The sequence below is a fragment of the Alphaproteobacteria bacterium genome (assembly GCA_039980135.1).
In the GTDB taxonomy this organism is placed as follows: Bacteria; Pseudomonadota; Alphaproteobacteria; order UBA6615; family UBA6615; genus UBA8079.
This window is the reverse complement of record JBDXCV010000003.1, coordinates 851,827-865,436: the sequence shown is the minus strand read 5'-3', so window position 1 is coordinate 865,436 and position 13,610 is coordinate 851,827. Positions and strand designations below refer to the sequence as shown.

Sequence of the window (13,610 nt, the reverse complement as noted above, 5' to 3'; positions counted from 1 at the left end):
CAGGGAGCGCGCGCATGCGGCTCGAAGGAAAATCAGCGATCGTGACCGGTTCGGGCTCGGGCTTCGGCGAAGGCATTGCCAGGACTCTGGCCCGCGAGGGCACCGCAGTGATCGTCAATGACGTCAACAAAGACGGGGGAAACCGGGTGGTCGCGGAGATCACTGACGCGGGCGGCCGCGCGGTTTTTAGTCACGCCGATGTGACCGGTGCGGGCGCGGTACAGGCCATGGTCGATCAGGCAGTCGAGGCCTTCGGCGGGCTGGATATCCTGGTCAACAACGCCGGCGTTTCTCACAAGCGCAAGCCCATGCTCGACGTCACCGAAGACGAGCTCGACCGCATCCTCGCGGTCAACCTGAAGGGGTTGTTCCACACGGCCAACGCCGCAATCCCCGCGATGCGCAAGAATGGCAGCGGCGCGATCATCAACATCGCCTCGACGGGCGCGGTGCGCCCGCGCCCAGGCCTCACCTGGTACAACGCGACCAAGGGCGCGGTGACGACCCTCACCAAGTCGATGGCCGTCGAACTCGCCGACGACAAGATCCGGGTGAATGCGGTGAACCCGGTGGCGGGCGACACGCCCCTGCTGGCGACGTTCCTGGGCGAGGACACGCCGGAGAACCGCGATGCGTTTCGCCAGACCGTACCGCTGGGCCGCCTCTCCACGCCGGAAGACGTAGCGAATGCGGTGTTGTTCCTCGCCTCCGACGAGGCCGAACTGATCACCGGTGTTTGTCTCGAAGTCGACGGCGGGCGATGTATCTAGAGCGGTCGGCTAAGCCGGGCCCTGATCGAGCATCTGGCGCAGGGTATCGCGCACCCGGCGGTGCATCGCCTCGAAGGGTTTGCGGTCGAAGCGCAGGCGGGCGCCACAGCGCGGGCGCTGTCTTTCGATCTCCGCAACCACGCTCTCGGCCATGGTGAACATCACGAAACGGTCGCGCGGCAGGACCTGGGTCATCGAGCCGGCATCATCGTCGCCGATATCCAGGCGAATGGCGCTCGACCGGAAATGCTCGAAGCCGGGATGGGGGCTCGGCTCGATATCCCGCAGCGTGGCACGGATGTCCGCCACGGTCGTGTCACGAATCTTAACGAGGAACGCCTGCGCGGGCCCCGGATCGGCACCGTTCCGGCGCTGCATGACCTCGCGGTGCTCGGGTGCCTTGCCGATCACGTCAAAGCATTCGACAGCTGCCATATCGAGCGTATAGACATCGCGCGGCGTCTGGGCATGCGCCCAGCCGCCGGCCATGATCAGCAGCGCCGACAGCGCAGCCAGGATATATCGCAACTGCATACGCCTATCCTGCGTGGACGACGCCCGCGAGCTCTTTATGGGTCGTCATCCAAACCCAGTCCACATTCATCACCGCCTCGATCGCGGCCCTGAACTCGATCGCGCCATAGGGCCGGCCGAAGACATGGGCGTGGGCGGTGATGTCGATCACGGCAGGCGGGCGGCCGATCGTGTCGTACTTCTCGACGATGCGCTTCAGCACATCGGAATAGGCCTGGGGCGGGTTGCCGTAGCGCATGTAGAGCGGCAGGTCGTTGATCTCCATGGTGAACGGGATCGCGGCCAGCGGCCCGGCCTTGGTATCGATCCGATACGGCAGGTCGGTGTTGAAATAGTCGATGTGCCAGGCAAAGCCGTTTTCGACCAGCAGCTCGGCCGTGTTCGGGCTCGGCGTGCCGCGCGGGCTCGCGAACCCCTTGGGCGCCTTGCCGACCACGTCTGCGAACAGCGCGGCACCCTTTTTCAGCTCGGCCTCTTCCTCGGCGCGCTCCTGATAGACCGGCAGATTATTCTGCATCCAGGCATGGGCGCCGATGAAGTGCCCGTCGCCGTCGATCCGGCGCAACAGCTCGGGCCACTTCTCGGCGATGATACCGCTGGCATAGGTGCCGCAGGGCACGCCCAGCTCGCCGACGATATCGAGCAGGCGCGGTGCGCCATGGGTCATGCCGTACTCGCCCCAGGAGCGTGATTGCGTGTCCAGATGCCCCGCCTTCAGGGGGTTGCCCATGGGGCCGATGCCGGGCGATGCGTCATCGGTCCACGCCTCGCACATGATGTTGACGGAGACGGCGAGCGCCTTGCCTTCGGGCCAGCCCTTCGGCGGTTCTTGATTGGACATGAGTTACCCCCTGATGTTCGTGTTCTCGGCCTGTGTTTCTTGGGCAGCCATTCTTGCGATGGGCGCGCTGCCCTGTGATGATATGCATGATGATACCGCAAGGACGCACTTAAAACCGCCGCGATTGCCGGTGGAAGACATAATTTTCCGACAGGGACCGACGCAATGCTCAAGACCACAATTACCGGGAGCCTGCCCAAGCCGTCATGGCTGGCTCAGCCCGAAAAACTCTGGGCCCCATGGGCCGCGGAAGATCCGGCCCAGCTCCTGGAAGCCAAGCATGACGCCGTCCGCCTCGCGATCCGCGACCAGGAACAGGCCAGCATCGATATCGTGACGGACGGCGAGCAGTCCCGGCAGCATTTCGTCCACGGCATCCTCGAGAAGATCGAGGGCATCGATTTCGACAAGAAGACCCGGATCGGCATCCGCGACGACCGCTATGACGCCGACTGCCCGACCGTCGTTTCCGAACTGAAACGCTCAGGCTCCATTCACGGCGACGAGGTGACATTCGCCCGCGCCCAGACCGATCACGACCTTAAATTCACCATGCCCGGGCCGATGACCATCGTCGACACCCTGGCCGACGAGCATTACGGCGACCGGCCAAAGATGGCGATGGCGTTCGCGGAGATCCTCAACGCGGAAGCCAGGGAACTCGTCACCGCCGGGGTGAATGCCCTGCAGTTCGACGAGCCAGCCTTCAATGTCTATCTCGACGCGGTGCCGACCTGGGGTGTCGAGGCGCTCAACCGCGCCGTCGAAGGGCTCGACTGCACGACCGCCGTGCACATCTGCTACGGCTATGGGATCGAGGCGAACCTGCAATGGAAGGCCACGCTCGGCGATGTCTGGGACCAGTATGAGGCGATCCTGCCCGCACTTGCCGGCAGCGACATCGACCAGGTCTCGCTTGAGTTCGCGGGCTCGCGGGTGCCGATGGAAGTCATCAAGCTGCTCGACGGCAAGAAGGACGTGCTCGTCGGCGCCATCGACGTGACCACATTGACGGCAGAATCCCCCGAGGAGGTCGCCGCCGTAATCCGCCACGCGATGGAGTTCACCTCGCCCGAACGCATCTTCCCCTGCACCAATTGCGGCATGGTCCCCCTGCCCCGCGAGGTCTCGCAGGGCAAGCTCAAGGCGCTCGGCGCGGGCGCGGCACTGGTTCGCGCGGAAATCTGACCCGATGGCGCATTTCGACATCAACGGTGTGCGCCTCTGGGTCGAGGACGAGGGCTCAACAGACCTTCCACCGCTGTTGTTCGTGCATGAGTTCGGTGGCGATCATCGCGTATGGCGCGAGCAGGTCGATCATTTCCGCGGCCGCTACCGCTGCATCACCTACAACGCGCGCGGCTATCCGCCCTCCGACGTGCCGGACGACGCGGACTCCTACGGCCAGCAGATCGCGCTCGATGATCTATTGGGCGTGCTCGACTCGCAGGAGGTCGACAAGGCCCATCTCATCGGCCTCTCCATGGGCGCGTACAACATCCTGCGCTTCGCCCTCGACCATCCCGCACGGGTCCTGTCCCTGACCGCGGCCAGCGGCGGGTCGGGTTCCTACCCACCCACCCGCGAACAATTCCTGCGAGAATCCCGCATGGTCGCCGAGATGTACCTGGCCAGCGAGACCCTCGCCGGATCGGGGATGTTCGACGGGCCGACGCGTATCCAGCTCAAGGCCAAGCGCCCGGACATCTGGCAGGAAGGCGCGGATTACTTCACCGGCTTCTCCCCCATCGGCGCGGGCAACACGCTGCGCCAGGTCCAGTGCGAGCGGCCCTCGCTGTATGATTTCGAGGATGCGCTTTCGGCACTCGCCGTGCCAACGCTTTTGATGATCGGCGACGAGGACGAACTCGTCATCGACACGAATGTATTTCTGAAACGCATCATGCCCCATGCCGGGCTGCTGATGCTGCCGAAGAGCGGGCATCTTGTGAATGTCGAGGATCCCGTGGTGTTCAACCGCGCCGTCGACGAGTTCCACGCGGCAATCGCCGCCGGCCAATGGCCGACCCGGCCGGCCGGATCCACATCTGCAAACGTCTATACCCCCGAGGAGAGCGCATGAGCGCCGGCCAGAACCCCAGCCACCATATTGTTTCCACAACGGCGCTCAAAACCTTCGTGAAGGAGATTTTCCGGGCCTCCGACGTGGCCGATGATCATGCCGAGACCTGGGCCGACATCCTTGTCTGGGCGAATGCGCGCGGGATGGATTCCCACGGCGTGCTGCGGGTGCCCCGCTACATCGCCTACATGAAGAACGGCAATATCCACGCCCGGCCCGACATCAATGTCGAGAAGCGCGCGGGGGCCATCGCCATCCTGGATTCCGACTGGGCCCCCGGCCCCGTGGCCATGACCATGGCGATGGACGAGGCGATCGGCCGGGCACGGGAATGTCATGTCGGCTGGTGCATCGTGCGCAACATCACCCATGGCGGCGCGATCGGCTACTACGCGCTGCAAGCCGCACGCGCGGGCTTCGCGGGCATCGTGATCACCGCCTCGCGGCCGATGATGGCCTATCACGGCTCCCGGGTGGCCGGCGCCTCGACCAACCCGCTGGCCATCGCCGTGCCCGGCGGCGAGCATCCGCCACTGGTCCTCGACATGTCCACGTCCACCGTTTCCATGGGCAAGATCCTGTCGGCCCAGGACAGCGGCACCCCGATCCCCGACGGCTGGGGCCTGGACGCCGAGGGCCACAACACCAACGACGCCAACGCGGTGAAGACGCTCATGCCGCTCGGCGGCGCCAAGGGCTCCGGCCTGTCGATGATGATCGAGTGCATGGTCAGCCTGTTCGCCGGCAACCCGCTGGTCGAACCCAACATCCGGCCCGGCGCCGACCCCACGGGCTATCGCCAGAACGGGCTGGCCGCGGCGATCGATATTTCCGCCTTCACCGACCTCGACACCTACCGGGACGAGATCGATCAGCTGGCGAAAGGGCTCAAAGCGCTGCCCAAGGCGGACGGGGTGGACGAAATCTATGCGCCGGGGGAACGCGGCGATGCGATCCTGGCCGAACGGACGAAAAACGGCATCCCGCTGCCATCGGGCACCTGGGACCGGCTGAAGGCCGAAGCCGACGCGCTGGGCATTGGCATGCCGGCGACGCTATAGCGGCCTGGCGGCGCCGTCTCCGACCAAATGCTGATACCGGACCGCTACCCACCGTGCTGATGGGGGTCCATACTCGCTCTCAGGTTTTGAGAAAAGTCCGGACAACCGGACCAGGACAACCAGTACTACACGGGAGAGAAAACGATGAAAGCATTGATGATCGGCACGGTTGCCGGCGCGGCACTGGCCGTGTCGCTGGCCAGTGCCCCGGCCCAGGCAAACTGTGATGCTGGCGAAATCCAGATCAAGTTCGCTCATGTGACCAACACCGACAAGCACCCCAAGGGCATCGCGGCGACGCTTCTCGAAAAGCGCGTCAACGAGGAGATGAACGGCAAGGCCTGCATGGAGGTGTTCCCGAACTCGAGCCTGTATGACGACAACAAGGTCCTGGAAGCCATGCTCCAGGGCGATGTCCAGATGGCGGCGCCGTCGCTTTCGAAGTTCGAGACATTCACCAAGAAGTTCCGCCTCTTCGATCTGCCCTTCGTGTTCGAGGATATCAACGCGGTGGACCGCTACCAGAACTCGCCCGACGGGCAGAAGCTTCTCCGCTCGATGGAGCGTAAGGGATTGCTGGGCCTGGCCTTCTGGCACAACGGCATGAAACAGATGTCGGCCAACAAGCCGCTCATCTCGCCAAAGGATGCTGCGGGGCTCAAGTTCCGGGTGCAGCCGTCCGACGTGCTGGTCGCGCAGTTCGAAGCGCTCGGGGCCAATCCGCAGAAGATGGCCTTCAGCGAAGTCTATGGCGGTTTGCAGACCAAGGTTGTCGACGGGCAGGAGAACACCTGGTCGAATATCTACGGCAAGAAGTTCTTCGAAGTGCAGGACGGGACCACCGAGACCAACCACGGCATCATCGACTATCTCGTCGTGACGTCGACGGATTGGTGGGAAGGCCTACCGGATGACGTCCGCGACCAGCTTGCGACGATCATGCAAGAGGTCACGGCCACCCGGAACAAGGAAGCCACCGCGGTGAACGAACGCGCCAAGCAGCTCGTCATCGACGCCGGCGGCGAGGTCCGCAAGCTGACGCCGCAACAGCGTCAGGACTGGATCAACGCCATGAAGCCGGTCTGGGAGAAGTTCCAGGGCGAAATCGGCATCGACACGATCGAGTCGGCGGTGTCCTACAACAAGAGCAGCTAGTTTCTGCTGGCCGGACCGGCGCGTTCACACCGCCGGTCTGCAACCGTGAAAACCGCCGGGCGGGAATTATTCCGCCCGGCGGCGCACGGCGTTGAAGGGGGAGGTTCGGCGACGATGGAACGTCCGGGGGCACTGGGACGCTGGGTCAACGAGATCGAGGAGACCTTTATCGCGGTCATCCTCGGACTGATGACGCTTGTTACCTTCGCCAACGTGATCGCCCGCTACGTCTTCAACGACAATATTCTCTGGGCACTCGAAGTCACCGTCTTCCTGTTTGCCTGGCTGGTCCTGATCGGCGCATCCTACTGCGTCAAGACCACGGCCCATCTCGGGGTCGACCTGATCATCAATGCCCTGTCCCCGACCCCGCGGCGCATCATGGCGCTCATCGCCGTATCCGCCTGCATCGCATTCAGCGTCCTGCTCCTCATCGGGTCCTGGCAGTATTGGGAACCCTTCGTCGGCAAACGCGCCTGGTACCAGGTCGATGACATCGTGATGCCGGAGTTTCTGCAGTTCCTCGCCGACTGGCTGAACGAGGGTGAACGCTATGACAAGATGCCGCGCTTCATCCCCTATTTCAGCCTGCCGCTGGGAATCGCGCTTCTGACCTTCCGCTTCATCCAGGCCGGCTGGCGCATATTCACCGGCCGGCAGGTTCTGGTCATCGCTAGTCACGAAGCCGAAGACATGCTGCTCGGGAACGTCTCGACGAAGCGCGACCCCGTCTGACCCATGGAACCCGTCCTCCTCTTCGCAATGGTGATCGTGCTGCTGCTGATCGGTGTACCGATCGCGGTCGGTCTCGGCCTGTCGTCGATCCTGTTTCTGCTGGTCTATTCCGACGCATCCCTGGCATCGATCGCGCAAACCCTGTTCAACGCATTCGCCGGTCACTTCACATTGCTGGCGATCCCGTTCTTCATTCTGGCATCTGCCTTCATGTCGACCGGCGGCGTCGCGCGGCGAATTATCCGTTTCGCGATCGCCAGCGTCGGACATTTCCCCGGCGGCCTGGCCATCGCGGGCGTGTTCGCCTGCATGTTGTTCGCCGCGCTTTCCGGTTCCTCGCCGGCCACCGTTGTCGCCATCGGCTCGATCGTCATCGCCGGCATGCGCGAGGTCGGCTACACCAAGGAATTCGCGGCCGGGGTGATCTCGAACGCAGGCACGCTCGGAATCCTGATCCCGCCGTCGATCGTGATGGTGGTCTACGCGGCCTCGGTCGATGTTTCCGTCGGCCGCATGTTCCTCGCCGGGGTCATCCCGGGAATCGTGGCCGGGCTGATGCTCATGATCGCGATTTACATCGTCGCGAAGTTCCGCGGCCTCCCTTCTCAACCCAAAGCAAGTTGGCGGGAATTTCTGAGCGCCGGATGGAACGCCGGTTTCGGCCTGTTCTTGATTGTGATCATCCTGGGCGGCATCTATGGAGGCATCTTTACACCGACCGAAGCGGCCGCCGTTGCCGCGGTCTACGCCTTCCTGATCGCCAATTTTATCTACCGCGACATGGGCCCGCTGAAGGGCGACGGTGACACCCCCATTTCACTGCTCAAAAAGCCCAGCGCCCTGCTGACAGCTTGGGTCCATCCCGACACCAAGCGCACCCTGCTCGAGGCCGGCAAGCTGACCATCATGCTGATGTTCATCATCGCCAACGCGCTGATCCTGAAGCACGTCCTGACCGAGGAACGCATTCCCCAGCTCATCACCGAGGCGCTTCTGTCGGCCGGCTTCGGGCCGATCATGTTCCTGGTGATGGTGAACCTGATCCTGCTGATCGGCGGTCAGTTCATGGAGCCGTCAGGTTTGATCGTTATCGTCGCCCCGCTGGTTTTCCCCATCGCGGTCGAACTCGGGATCGACCCGATCCATCTGGGCATCATCATGGTGGTGAACATGGAGATCGGCATGATCACCCCGCCGGTGGGGCTGAACCTGTTCGTCACCGCAGGCGTGGCCCAGATGTCGGTCATGAACGTCGTTCGCGCCGCCCTGCCCTGGGTCGGTATCATGTTTATCTTCCTGATCCTGGTGACCTATGTGCCGATCCTGTCGACCTTCCTGCCGACCAGCCTGATGGGACCGGAAATCATCACGAAATAGCGCCCGACGACCGGAAAAGTGACGGGCGGGTTTGAAACCCGCCCCTACACGGACAGAGCAAATCCGTAGGGGTGGGTTTCAAACCCACCCGACCGAACCTCACCGATGGTCCATACCCTGATCAGGATACCGCCGGAACCTCGATCCCGAGCAGCGCCGCAGCGTTCGAGCCCATCACAAGCGCCTTGTCGGCATCGGACAGGTCCTTCACCGAATCCACATGGCCGACCGGATCGGTTTCCGCCATGTCATAGGGATAGTCGGTGCCCATGACGATATGGTCCGCGCCCCATGTCTCGATCAGGTAACGCAGCTGGTGCTCGGTGAAGACCACCGTGTCGAAATAGAGCTTCTTCACATACTCGGACGGCGGCTTGGAGATCACCGCACGGCAATCGTCGCGCAGGTGATACGGGTGATCGAAGCGGCCCGAATAGGCCGGCACGTAACCGCCGCCATGGGCGATGCAGATTTTCAGGCCCGGATAGGTCTCCAGATAGCCGTCGAACACCAGATGCCCGACCGCGAGCGCGGATTCGAGCGGGTGGCCAATGGTGTTGCGGAAATAATGGTCAGTCATGCGCTCCTTGAAGGAGGTGCCGATGGGATGCATGAAGATCACGACCCCCAACTCCTCGACCCGGGCGAAGAACTTCTCCAGACCCGCACGGGTCAGGTCGTTGCCATTCACATTGGTCGAGATCTCGACACCGCGCATGCCCAGATCGTTGACGCATCGGTCGAGCTCTGCGACCGCGATGTCGGCATCCTGCAGCGGCACGGTACACATGCCCACGAACCGATCGGGATGCTGGCCGCAGATCTCGGCGATCCGGTCATTGACCACATGGGCTGTGTCCCGCGCGAAGCCCGCCTCATAGGAATAATTATAGTGGAACGGCGCGGGCGAGATCGCCTGCACGTCGATGCCCGAGGCATCCATGTCGGCGATGCGCACTTCCGGCTCGGTCAGCTTGTCGAGGATGTCCTGATGCTGCTTGCGGTTGATCTCGGCCGTGACTTCGTTGGTGTCCACATAGAGATTCTTCTGATCCGCCGCCTCGGCGCCCTTCAGCATCTCGTCGGCTTCGGGCACATGCACATGGCAGTGAATATCCACGGTGAAATGCTTCTTGCCGTTGCTGACGGTCTGGCCGTGATCGGCCGCCGGCGCATGGGTGTGCTTGTGGTTCGGGTTGGAACAGGTAAAGAGCATTGGAGTCCCCCAGGAAAGTGTTCGTCGTTCGGTAGGTCTCGTTGTAGCGCAAGCGAAAGCGCGGGCAAATGCACGATCCAAACCGCACATTCGTCGTTCCCGCGAAGGCGGGCATGACGATTCGAAGAGCTTCTACAGCTTCAGCAGCTTCGCCGCGTTCTCGCCGAGGATGGCGCGTTTCTGGGCGTCGGTCAGGTTCGACCCCATGATATGCCCCACCGGGTCGGTCTCGGCCATGTCATAGGGATAGTCCGTGCCCATGATCACATGTTCCGCGCCGTAATGGTTGGCGAGAAACTCCAGCTGATCGTTGGTGAAGACCACCGTGTCGAAATAGAAGCGGTTGAGACTGTCACCCGGCACCTTGTCCGCACCCAGCTCGCGCTGCATGTCGGCGCGCAGCGGATGGGCGTGATCGATGCGCCCCGGATAGGAACCGAGGAAGCCGCCGCCATGGGCGAGCACGACCTTGAGGCCCGGATGCCGGTCCATCACCCCGTCGAAGATCAGGTAGTGGACCGCGACCGTGGTCGCCAGCGGGTTGCCGATAATGTTGGAGAAGTAATGATCGGCCAGCCGGTCACCCTTGGCGAAGCCTGAGGGGTGGATGAAGATGACCACGTCCAGCTCCTCGCACTTGGCAAAGAACGGATCGAGACCGGACTTGGACAATTCGTCTCCGGCCACGTCGGCGTTGATCTCTACGCCGCGCATGCCGAGGTCCTTGACTGCGCGCTCGAGCTCGGCGACCGCCATCTCCGGGTTCTGCAAGGGCACGGTGCACAGGCCGACGAAACGGTCGGGATGCTCGCCGACCACGTCGGCCAGCTTGTTGTTCACCAGCTGCGCCACGTCGCGGCCAAGTTCCGGCGCCGCCCAATAGCAATAATGGTTCGGCGCGGTCGAGATCGCCTGCACATCCACGCCGGTCGCATCCATCTCCGCGAGGCGCAGCGAGGAGTCCGTGATCTTCGGCATGATGTCCTGGCCGTGGGCCATCTGGAACTTGCGGGTCTCGTCGTTGGCGAACCACAACAGCGGCTCGTTCTCGAGCTTGAACACGTCCGCGACCAGGTCGTCGGCCTCCGGTACATGCAGATGGCAATGGATATCGACCGTGCGCACGCCGAGTTTTTCGATCTTGACGGTATGCGCACCCGCATCGCTCGCGGGGGCGTGGTTCGCAGGGGAATGGTCGTGACCGTGTGGGTGACCGCATTTGAAAAGCATGTTGTTTCCTTCCCGGCGTCGCGGGCTTGTTTTTGTATTCGGCGCCGTTCCGGGAAACTCCCGGTCGGCGGCGCGCGCAATTATACAGAAGGAAAATCACACGGGAAGCCGCAGGAAACGGGTCGCGGCACTTCATCTCCACTGCCCCTGATGCTATCTATTTGAGAATAGGAAAAGAGGTCTCACACCAGCAAAACTCGAGCCTCTAGGGGGAGCAGAAGCCATGGCATCCGGTCAATTCGGGATATCCCAGCATGTCACGCGGCGCGAGGATGCGCGGCTCGTTACAGGCGGCGGCAACTATGCCGACGACAGCAGCCTCGACGGCCAGGCCTATACCGCCTTCCTGAGATCCCCGGTCGGCCACGCGGATATCAAGAGCATCGACGTCTCGGCCGCTGCCGCCGCACCCGGCGTCATCGGCGTGTATGTGGGCGAGGACCTGAAGGCCTCGGGCATCGGCCCGATCCCCAACGTCACGCCATTCATGAACCGGGACGGCTCGCCCATGCTCAAGACCCAGCGTCCGGCCGTCGCCGTGGGGCGGGTCCGTCATGTCGGCGAGATCATCGCCGTTGTGGTCGCCGAGAGCACCGCGCTGGCCCAGGACGCCGTCGACCTGATCGACCTGGATGTGGACATGCTGCCCGCGGTCGTCGATATCCGGGATGCCGCCGCCGAGGGCGCCATGGAAATCTGGGACGATATCCCCGGCAACATGTGCCTCGATTTCCAGATCGGTGATGCGGGCAAGGCACAGGCGGCCATCGACAACGCCGCCCATGTGGTGAAGCTGTCCCTGTCCACCAACCGCCTGATGGCCGCGGCGATGGAGCCGCGCAGCGCGATCGCGCGTTTCGACGCCGCCGACAGCCGCTATGAACTGATCACAGGCTCCCAGGGCGTGAACGCCATGCGCAACATGCTCGCAGACGCGATCTTCCAGGTGCCCCACGAACAGATGCATGTGCGGACAAACGATGTTGGCGGTGGCTTCGGCATGAAGACGCAAGCCTATCCCGAATATGTCGCAATCCTTTTTGCGGCGAAGGCCACCGGCCGGCCGGTCAAATGGCAGGGCAGCCGGTCCGAGGCGTTTCTGGCCGACAACCAGGCCCGCGACGGCGTGATGAACGGCACCATGGCGTTCGATGCCGACGGCAGGATCCAGGGCTTCCGGGTCGACATGATCGCGGCGATGGGCGGGTATCTATCGTCCCACGGCCCGGCGGCGGCAACCCGCAACGTCTGCAACTGCCTGACCGGCTGCTACGACAATCCAGCGCTCGAATTCGGAGTGCGCTGCTACATGACCAACAACGTCCCCATCGGCCCCTATCGCGGTGCCGGCCGGCCGGAAGCGGCGTACATCCTCGAACGGATGATGGATCACGCAGCGCGCGAGCTCGGCATCGACCGGATCGAGCTGCGCCGGCGCAACTTCGTCAAACCGGCCCAGATGCCCTACACCACATCGCTCAATCAGGTTTACGATTCCGGTGAGTTCGAGGCCGAAATGGACAAGGCGCTGGCGTTGGCGGAATGGGACGACTTCCCGGCGCGGCGTGCCGCATCCGAGGCCAACGGCAAGCTGCGGGGCATCGGCATGTCCTGCTTCGTCGAGACCGCCGGCGGGATGCTGGAGGAAGGCGCCAAGCTCGTGTTCGCCGAGGACGGCGTCGTCGAGGCCCGGCTCGCGGTTCAGTCGAACGGCCAGGGCCACGTCACCTCCTTCGCACAGGTCGTGTCCGACCTGCTGCAGGTGCCTTATGAGAAGGTCCGCATCGTCGAGGGCGACAGCTTCGAGACCCCGGGCACAGGCTTCGCGTCCGTCGCCTCGCGCTCCATGGCGCTGGCCAGCGGTGCGATCTCGGTCACCGCCGATGCCGTGATCGCCAAGGGTATGGTGCTCGCGGGCCACGTGCTGGAAGCCGCAGAGGCCGACATCGAATACGCCGATGGCGAGTTCCGCGTCACCGGCACGGACCGGGCGATCGACATCTTCGAACTCGCCGCGAAGGCCGGATCGGGCGACTTGCCGGAGGGCGCGCCCGACAGCCTCGATTCCGAGGAGGACTTCGCCTCGCCCGAACAGACTTATCCCAACGGTTGCCACATCTGCGAGGTCGAGATCGATCCCGAGACGGGCGTCATTGAGGTACTGAACTATATCGCGGTCGATGACTGCGGCACCGTGATCAACCCGATGATCGTCCACGGCCAGGTCCATGGCGGCGTCGCCCAGGGGCTCGGCCAGGTGCTCGGCGAGCATGCCATCTACGACGATGGCGGCCAGCTCCTTGCCGGTTCCTTCATGGATTACATGATGCCACGCGCGACCGACATGCCGGACATGAAGCTCGGTTTCCACTCGGTCCCCTGCACCACCAACCCGGTGGGCGCGAAGGGCGCTGGCGAGGCCGGCACCACCGGCGCGCTGGCGGCGGGTATGAACGCCATCGTCGACGCGATGGCGGCACGCGGCATCACCGAACTGGACATGCCGGCGACCCCGCCGCGGGTCTGGGCGGCGCTGAACGGGAACTAGTTTTATGAATACCTCATCCCGAGGAGGGTCGAAGACCCGTCACGAAGGATGGAGGTCCCG

The 13,610-nt window shown here is 63.5% G+C and carries 12 protein-coding genes; 8 read left to right on the top strand and 4 right to left on the bottom strand.

Features of this window, described 5'->3' with window-relative positions:
• Nucleotides 1-14 precede the first annotated feature (14 nt).
• Nucleotides 15-770 (top strand): glucose 1-dehydrogenase, encoded by a 756-nt coding sequence (locus tag ABJ363_06115; protein ID MEP4378556.1) that lies wholly within the window; start codon nucleotides 15-17, stop codon nucleotides 768-770.
• 9 nt (nucleotides 771-779) lie between these two features.
• Here ABJ363_06115 and ABJ363_06110 read toward each other — a convergent pair whose 3' ends face one another.
• A complete protein-coding gene (locus tag ABJ363_06110) occupies nucleotides 780-1,304 on the bottom strand; it encodes a hypothetical protein (protein MEP4378555.1) in 525 nt (174 codons plus the stop codon).
• A 4-nt stretch (nucleotides 1,305-1,308) separates the two neighbouring features.
• Nucleotides 1,309-2,145, bottom strand: a complete 837-nt coding sequence (locus tag ABJ363_06105) for a polysaccharide deacetylase family protein (GenBank protein MEP4378554.1) — start codon at nucleotides 2,143-2,145, stop codon at nucleotides 1,309-1,311.
• 165 nt (nucleotides 2,146-2,310) lie between these two features.
• Between ABJ363_06105 and ABJ363_06100 the strand changes: the two genes are divergently transcribed.
• From ABJ363_06100 to ABJ363_06075, 6 genes are all read left to right on the top strand, one after another.
• A complete protein-coding gene (locus ABJ363_06100) occupies nucleotides 2,311-3,333 on the top strand; it encodes a methionine synthase (GenBank protein ID MEP4378553.1) in 1,023 nt (340 codons plus the stop codon).
• Between the two features lie 4 nt (nucleotides 3,334-3,337).
• Nucleotides 3,338-4,228, top strand: a complete 891-nt coding sequence (locus ABJ363_06095; protein ID MEP4378552.1) for an alpha/beta hydrolase — start codon at nucleotides 3,338-3,340, stop codon at nucleotides 4,226-4,228.
• A complete protein-coding gene (locus ABJ363_06090; GenBank protein MEP4378551.1) occupies nucleotides 4,225-5,289 on the top strand; it encodes an Ldh family oxidoreductase in 1,065 nt (354 codons plus the stop codon). The genes ABJ363_06095 and ABJ363_06090 overlap by 4 nt, the downstream gene beginning before the upstream one ends.
• 156 nt (nucleotides 5,290-5,445) lie before the next feature.
• The gene (locus tag ABJ363_06085) at nucleotides 5,446-6,444 is read left to right on the top strand and encodes a DctP family TRAP transporter solute-binding subunit (GenBank protein MEP4378550.1); all 999 of its coding nucleotides are present in this window, start codon (nucleotides 5,446-5,448) and stop codon (nucleotides 6,442-6,444) included.
• 114 nt (nucleotides 6,445-6,558) lie between these two features.
• On the top strand, nucleotides 6,559-7,179 hold the full coding sequence (locus tag ABJ363_06080) for a TRAP transporter small permease (protein MEP4378549.1): 621 nt from the start codon (nucleotides 6,559-6,561) through the stop codon (nucleotides 7,177-7,179).
• 3 nt (nucleotides 7,180-7,182) lie between these two features.
• Nucleotides 7,183-8,556 (top strand): TRAP transporter large permease, encoded by a 1,374-nt coding sequence (locus ABJ363_06075; protein ID MEP4378548.1) that lies wholly within the window; start codon nucleotides 7,183-7,185, stop codon nucleotides 8,554-8,556.
• A gap of 121 nt (nucleotides 8,557-8,677) precedes the next feature.
• On the opposite strand, the gene ABJ363_06070 is transcribed toward ABJ363_06075, so the two are convergent.
• The gene (locus ABJ363_06070) at nucleotides 8,678-9,772 is read right to left on the bottom strand and encodes an amidohydrolase family protein (GenBank protein MEP4378547.1); all 1,095 of its coding nucleotides are present in this window, start codon (nucleotides 9,770-9,772) and stop codon (nucleotides 8,678-8,680) included.
• Nucleotides 9,773-9,904: 132 nt separating this feature from the next.
• The gene (locus ABJ363_06065) at nucleotides 9,905-11,002 is read right to left on the bottom strand and encodes an amidohydrolase family protein (GenBank protein ID MEP4378546.1); all 1,098 of its coding nucleotides are present in this window, start codon (nucleotides 11,000-11,002) and stop codon (nucleotides 9,905-9,907) included.
• Between the two features lie 223 nt (nucleotides 11,003-11,225).
• On the opposite strand from ABJ363_06065, the gene ABJ363_06060 reads away from it, so the two are divergent.
• Nucleotides 11,226-13,550, top strand: a complete 2,325-nt coding sequence (locus tag ABJ363_06060) for a xanthine dehydrogenase family protein molybdopterin-binding subunit (GenBank protein MEP4378545.1) — start codon at nucleotides 11,226-11,228, stop codon at nucleotides 13,548-13,550.
• Nucleotides 13,551-13,610: the final 60 nt, after the last annotated feature.

Excerpts from the sequence above, each read along its gene's own strand:
- ABJ363_06105 (MEP4378554.1), bottom strand. The coding sequence starts at position 2,145 with ATGTCCAATCAAGAACCGCCGAAGGGCTGGCCCGAAGGCAAGGCGCTC.
- ABJ363_06060 (MEP4378545.1), top strand. The coding sequence starts at position 11,226 with ATGGCATCCGGTCAATTCGGGATATCCCAGCATGTCACGCGGCGCGAG.
- ABJ363_06085 (MEP4378550.1), top strand. The coding sequence starts at position 5,446 with ATGATCGGCACGGTTGCCGGCGCGGCACTGGCCGTGTCGCTGGCCAGT.
- ABJ363_06090 (MEP4378551.1), top strand. The coding sequence starts at position 4,225 with ATGAGCGCCGGCCAGAACCCCAGCCACCATATTGTTTCCACAACGGCG.
- ABJ363_06075 (MEP4378548.1), top strand. The coding sequence starts at position 7,183 with ATGGAACCCGTCCTCCTCTTCGCAATGGTGATCGTGCTGCTGCTGATC.
- ABJ363_06110 (MEP4378555.1), bottom strand. The coding sequence starts at position 1,304 with ATGCAGTTGCGATATATCCTGGCTGCGCTGTCGGCGCTGCTGATCATG.
- ABJ363_06070 (MEP4378547.1), bottom strand. The coding sequence starts at position 9,772 with ATGCTCTTTACCTGTTCCAACCCGAACCACAAGCACACCCATGCGCCG.
- ABJ363_06095 (MEP4378552.1), top strand. The coding sequence starts at position 3,338 with ATGGCGCATTTCGACATCAACGGTGTGCGCCTCTGGGTCGAGGACGAG.
- ABJ363_06080 (MEP4378549.1), top strand. The coding sequence starts at position 6,559 with ATGGAACGTCCGGGGGCACTGGGACGCTGGGTCAACGAGATCGAGGAG.
- ABJ363_06065 (MEP4378546.1), bottom strand. The coding sequence starts at position 11,002 with ATGCTTTTCAAATGCGGTCACCCACACGGTCACGACCATTCCCCTGCG.
- ABJ363_06100 (MEP4378553.1), top strand. The coding sequence starts at position 2,311 with ATGCTCAAGACCACAATTACCGGGAGCCTGCCCAAGCCGTCATGGCTG.
- ABJ363_06115 (MEP4378556.1), top strand. The coding sequence starts at position 15 with ATGCGGCTCGAAGGAAAATCAGCGATCGTGACCGGTTCGGGCTCGGGC.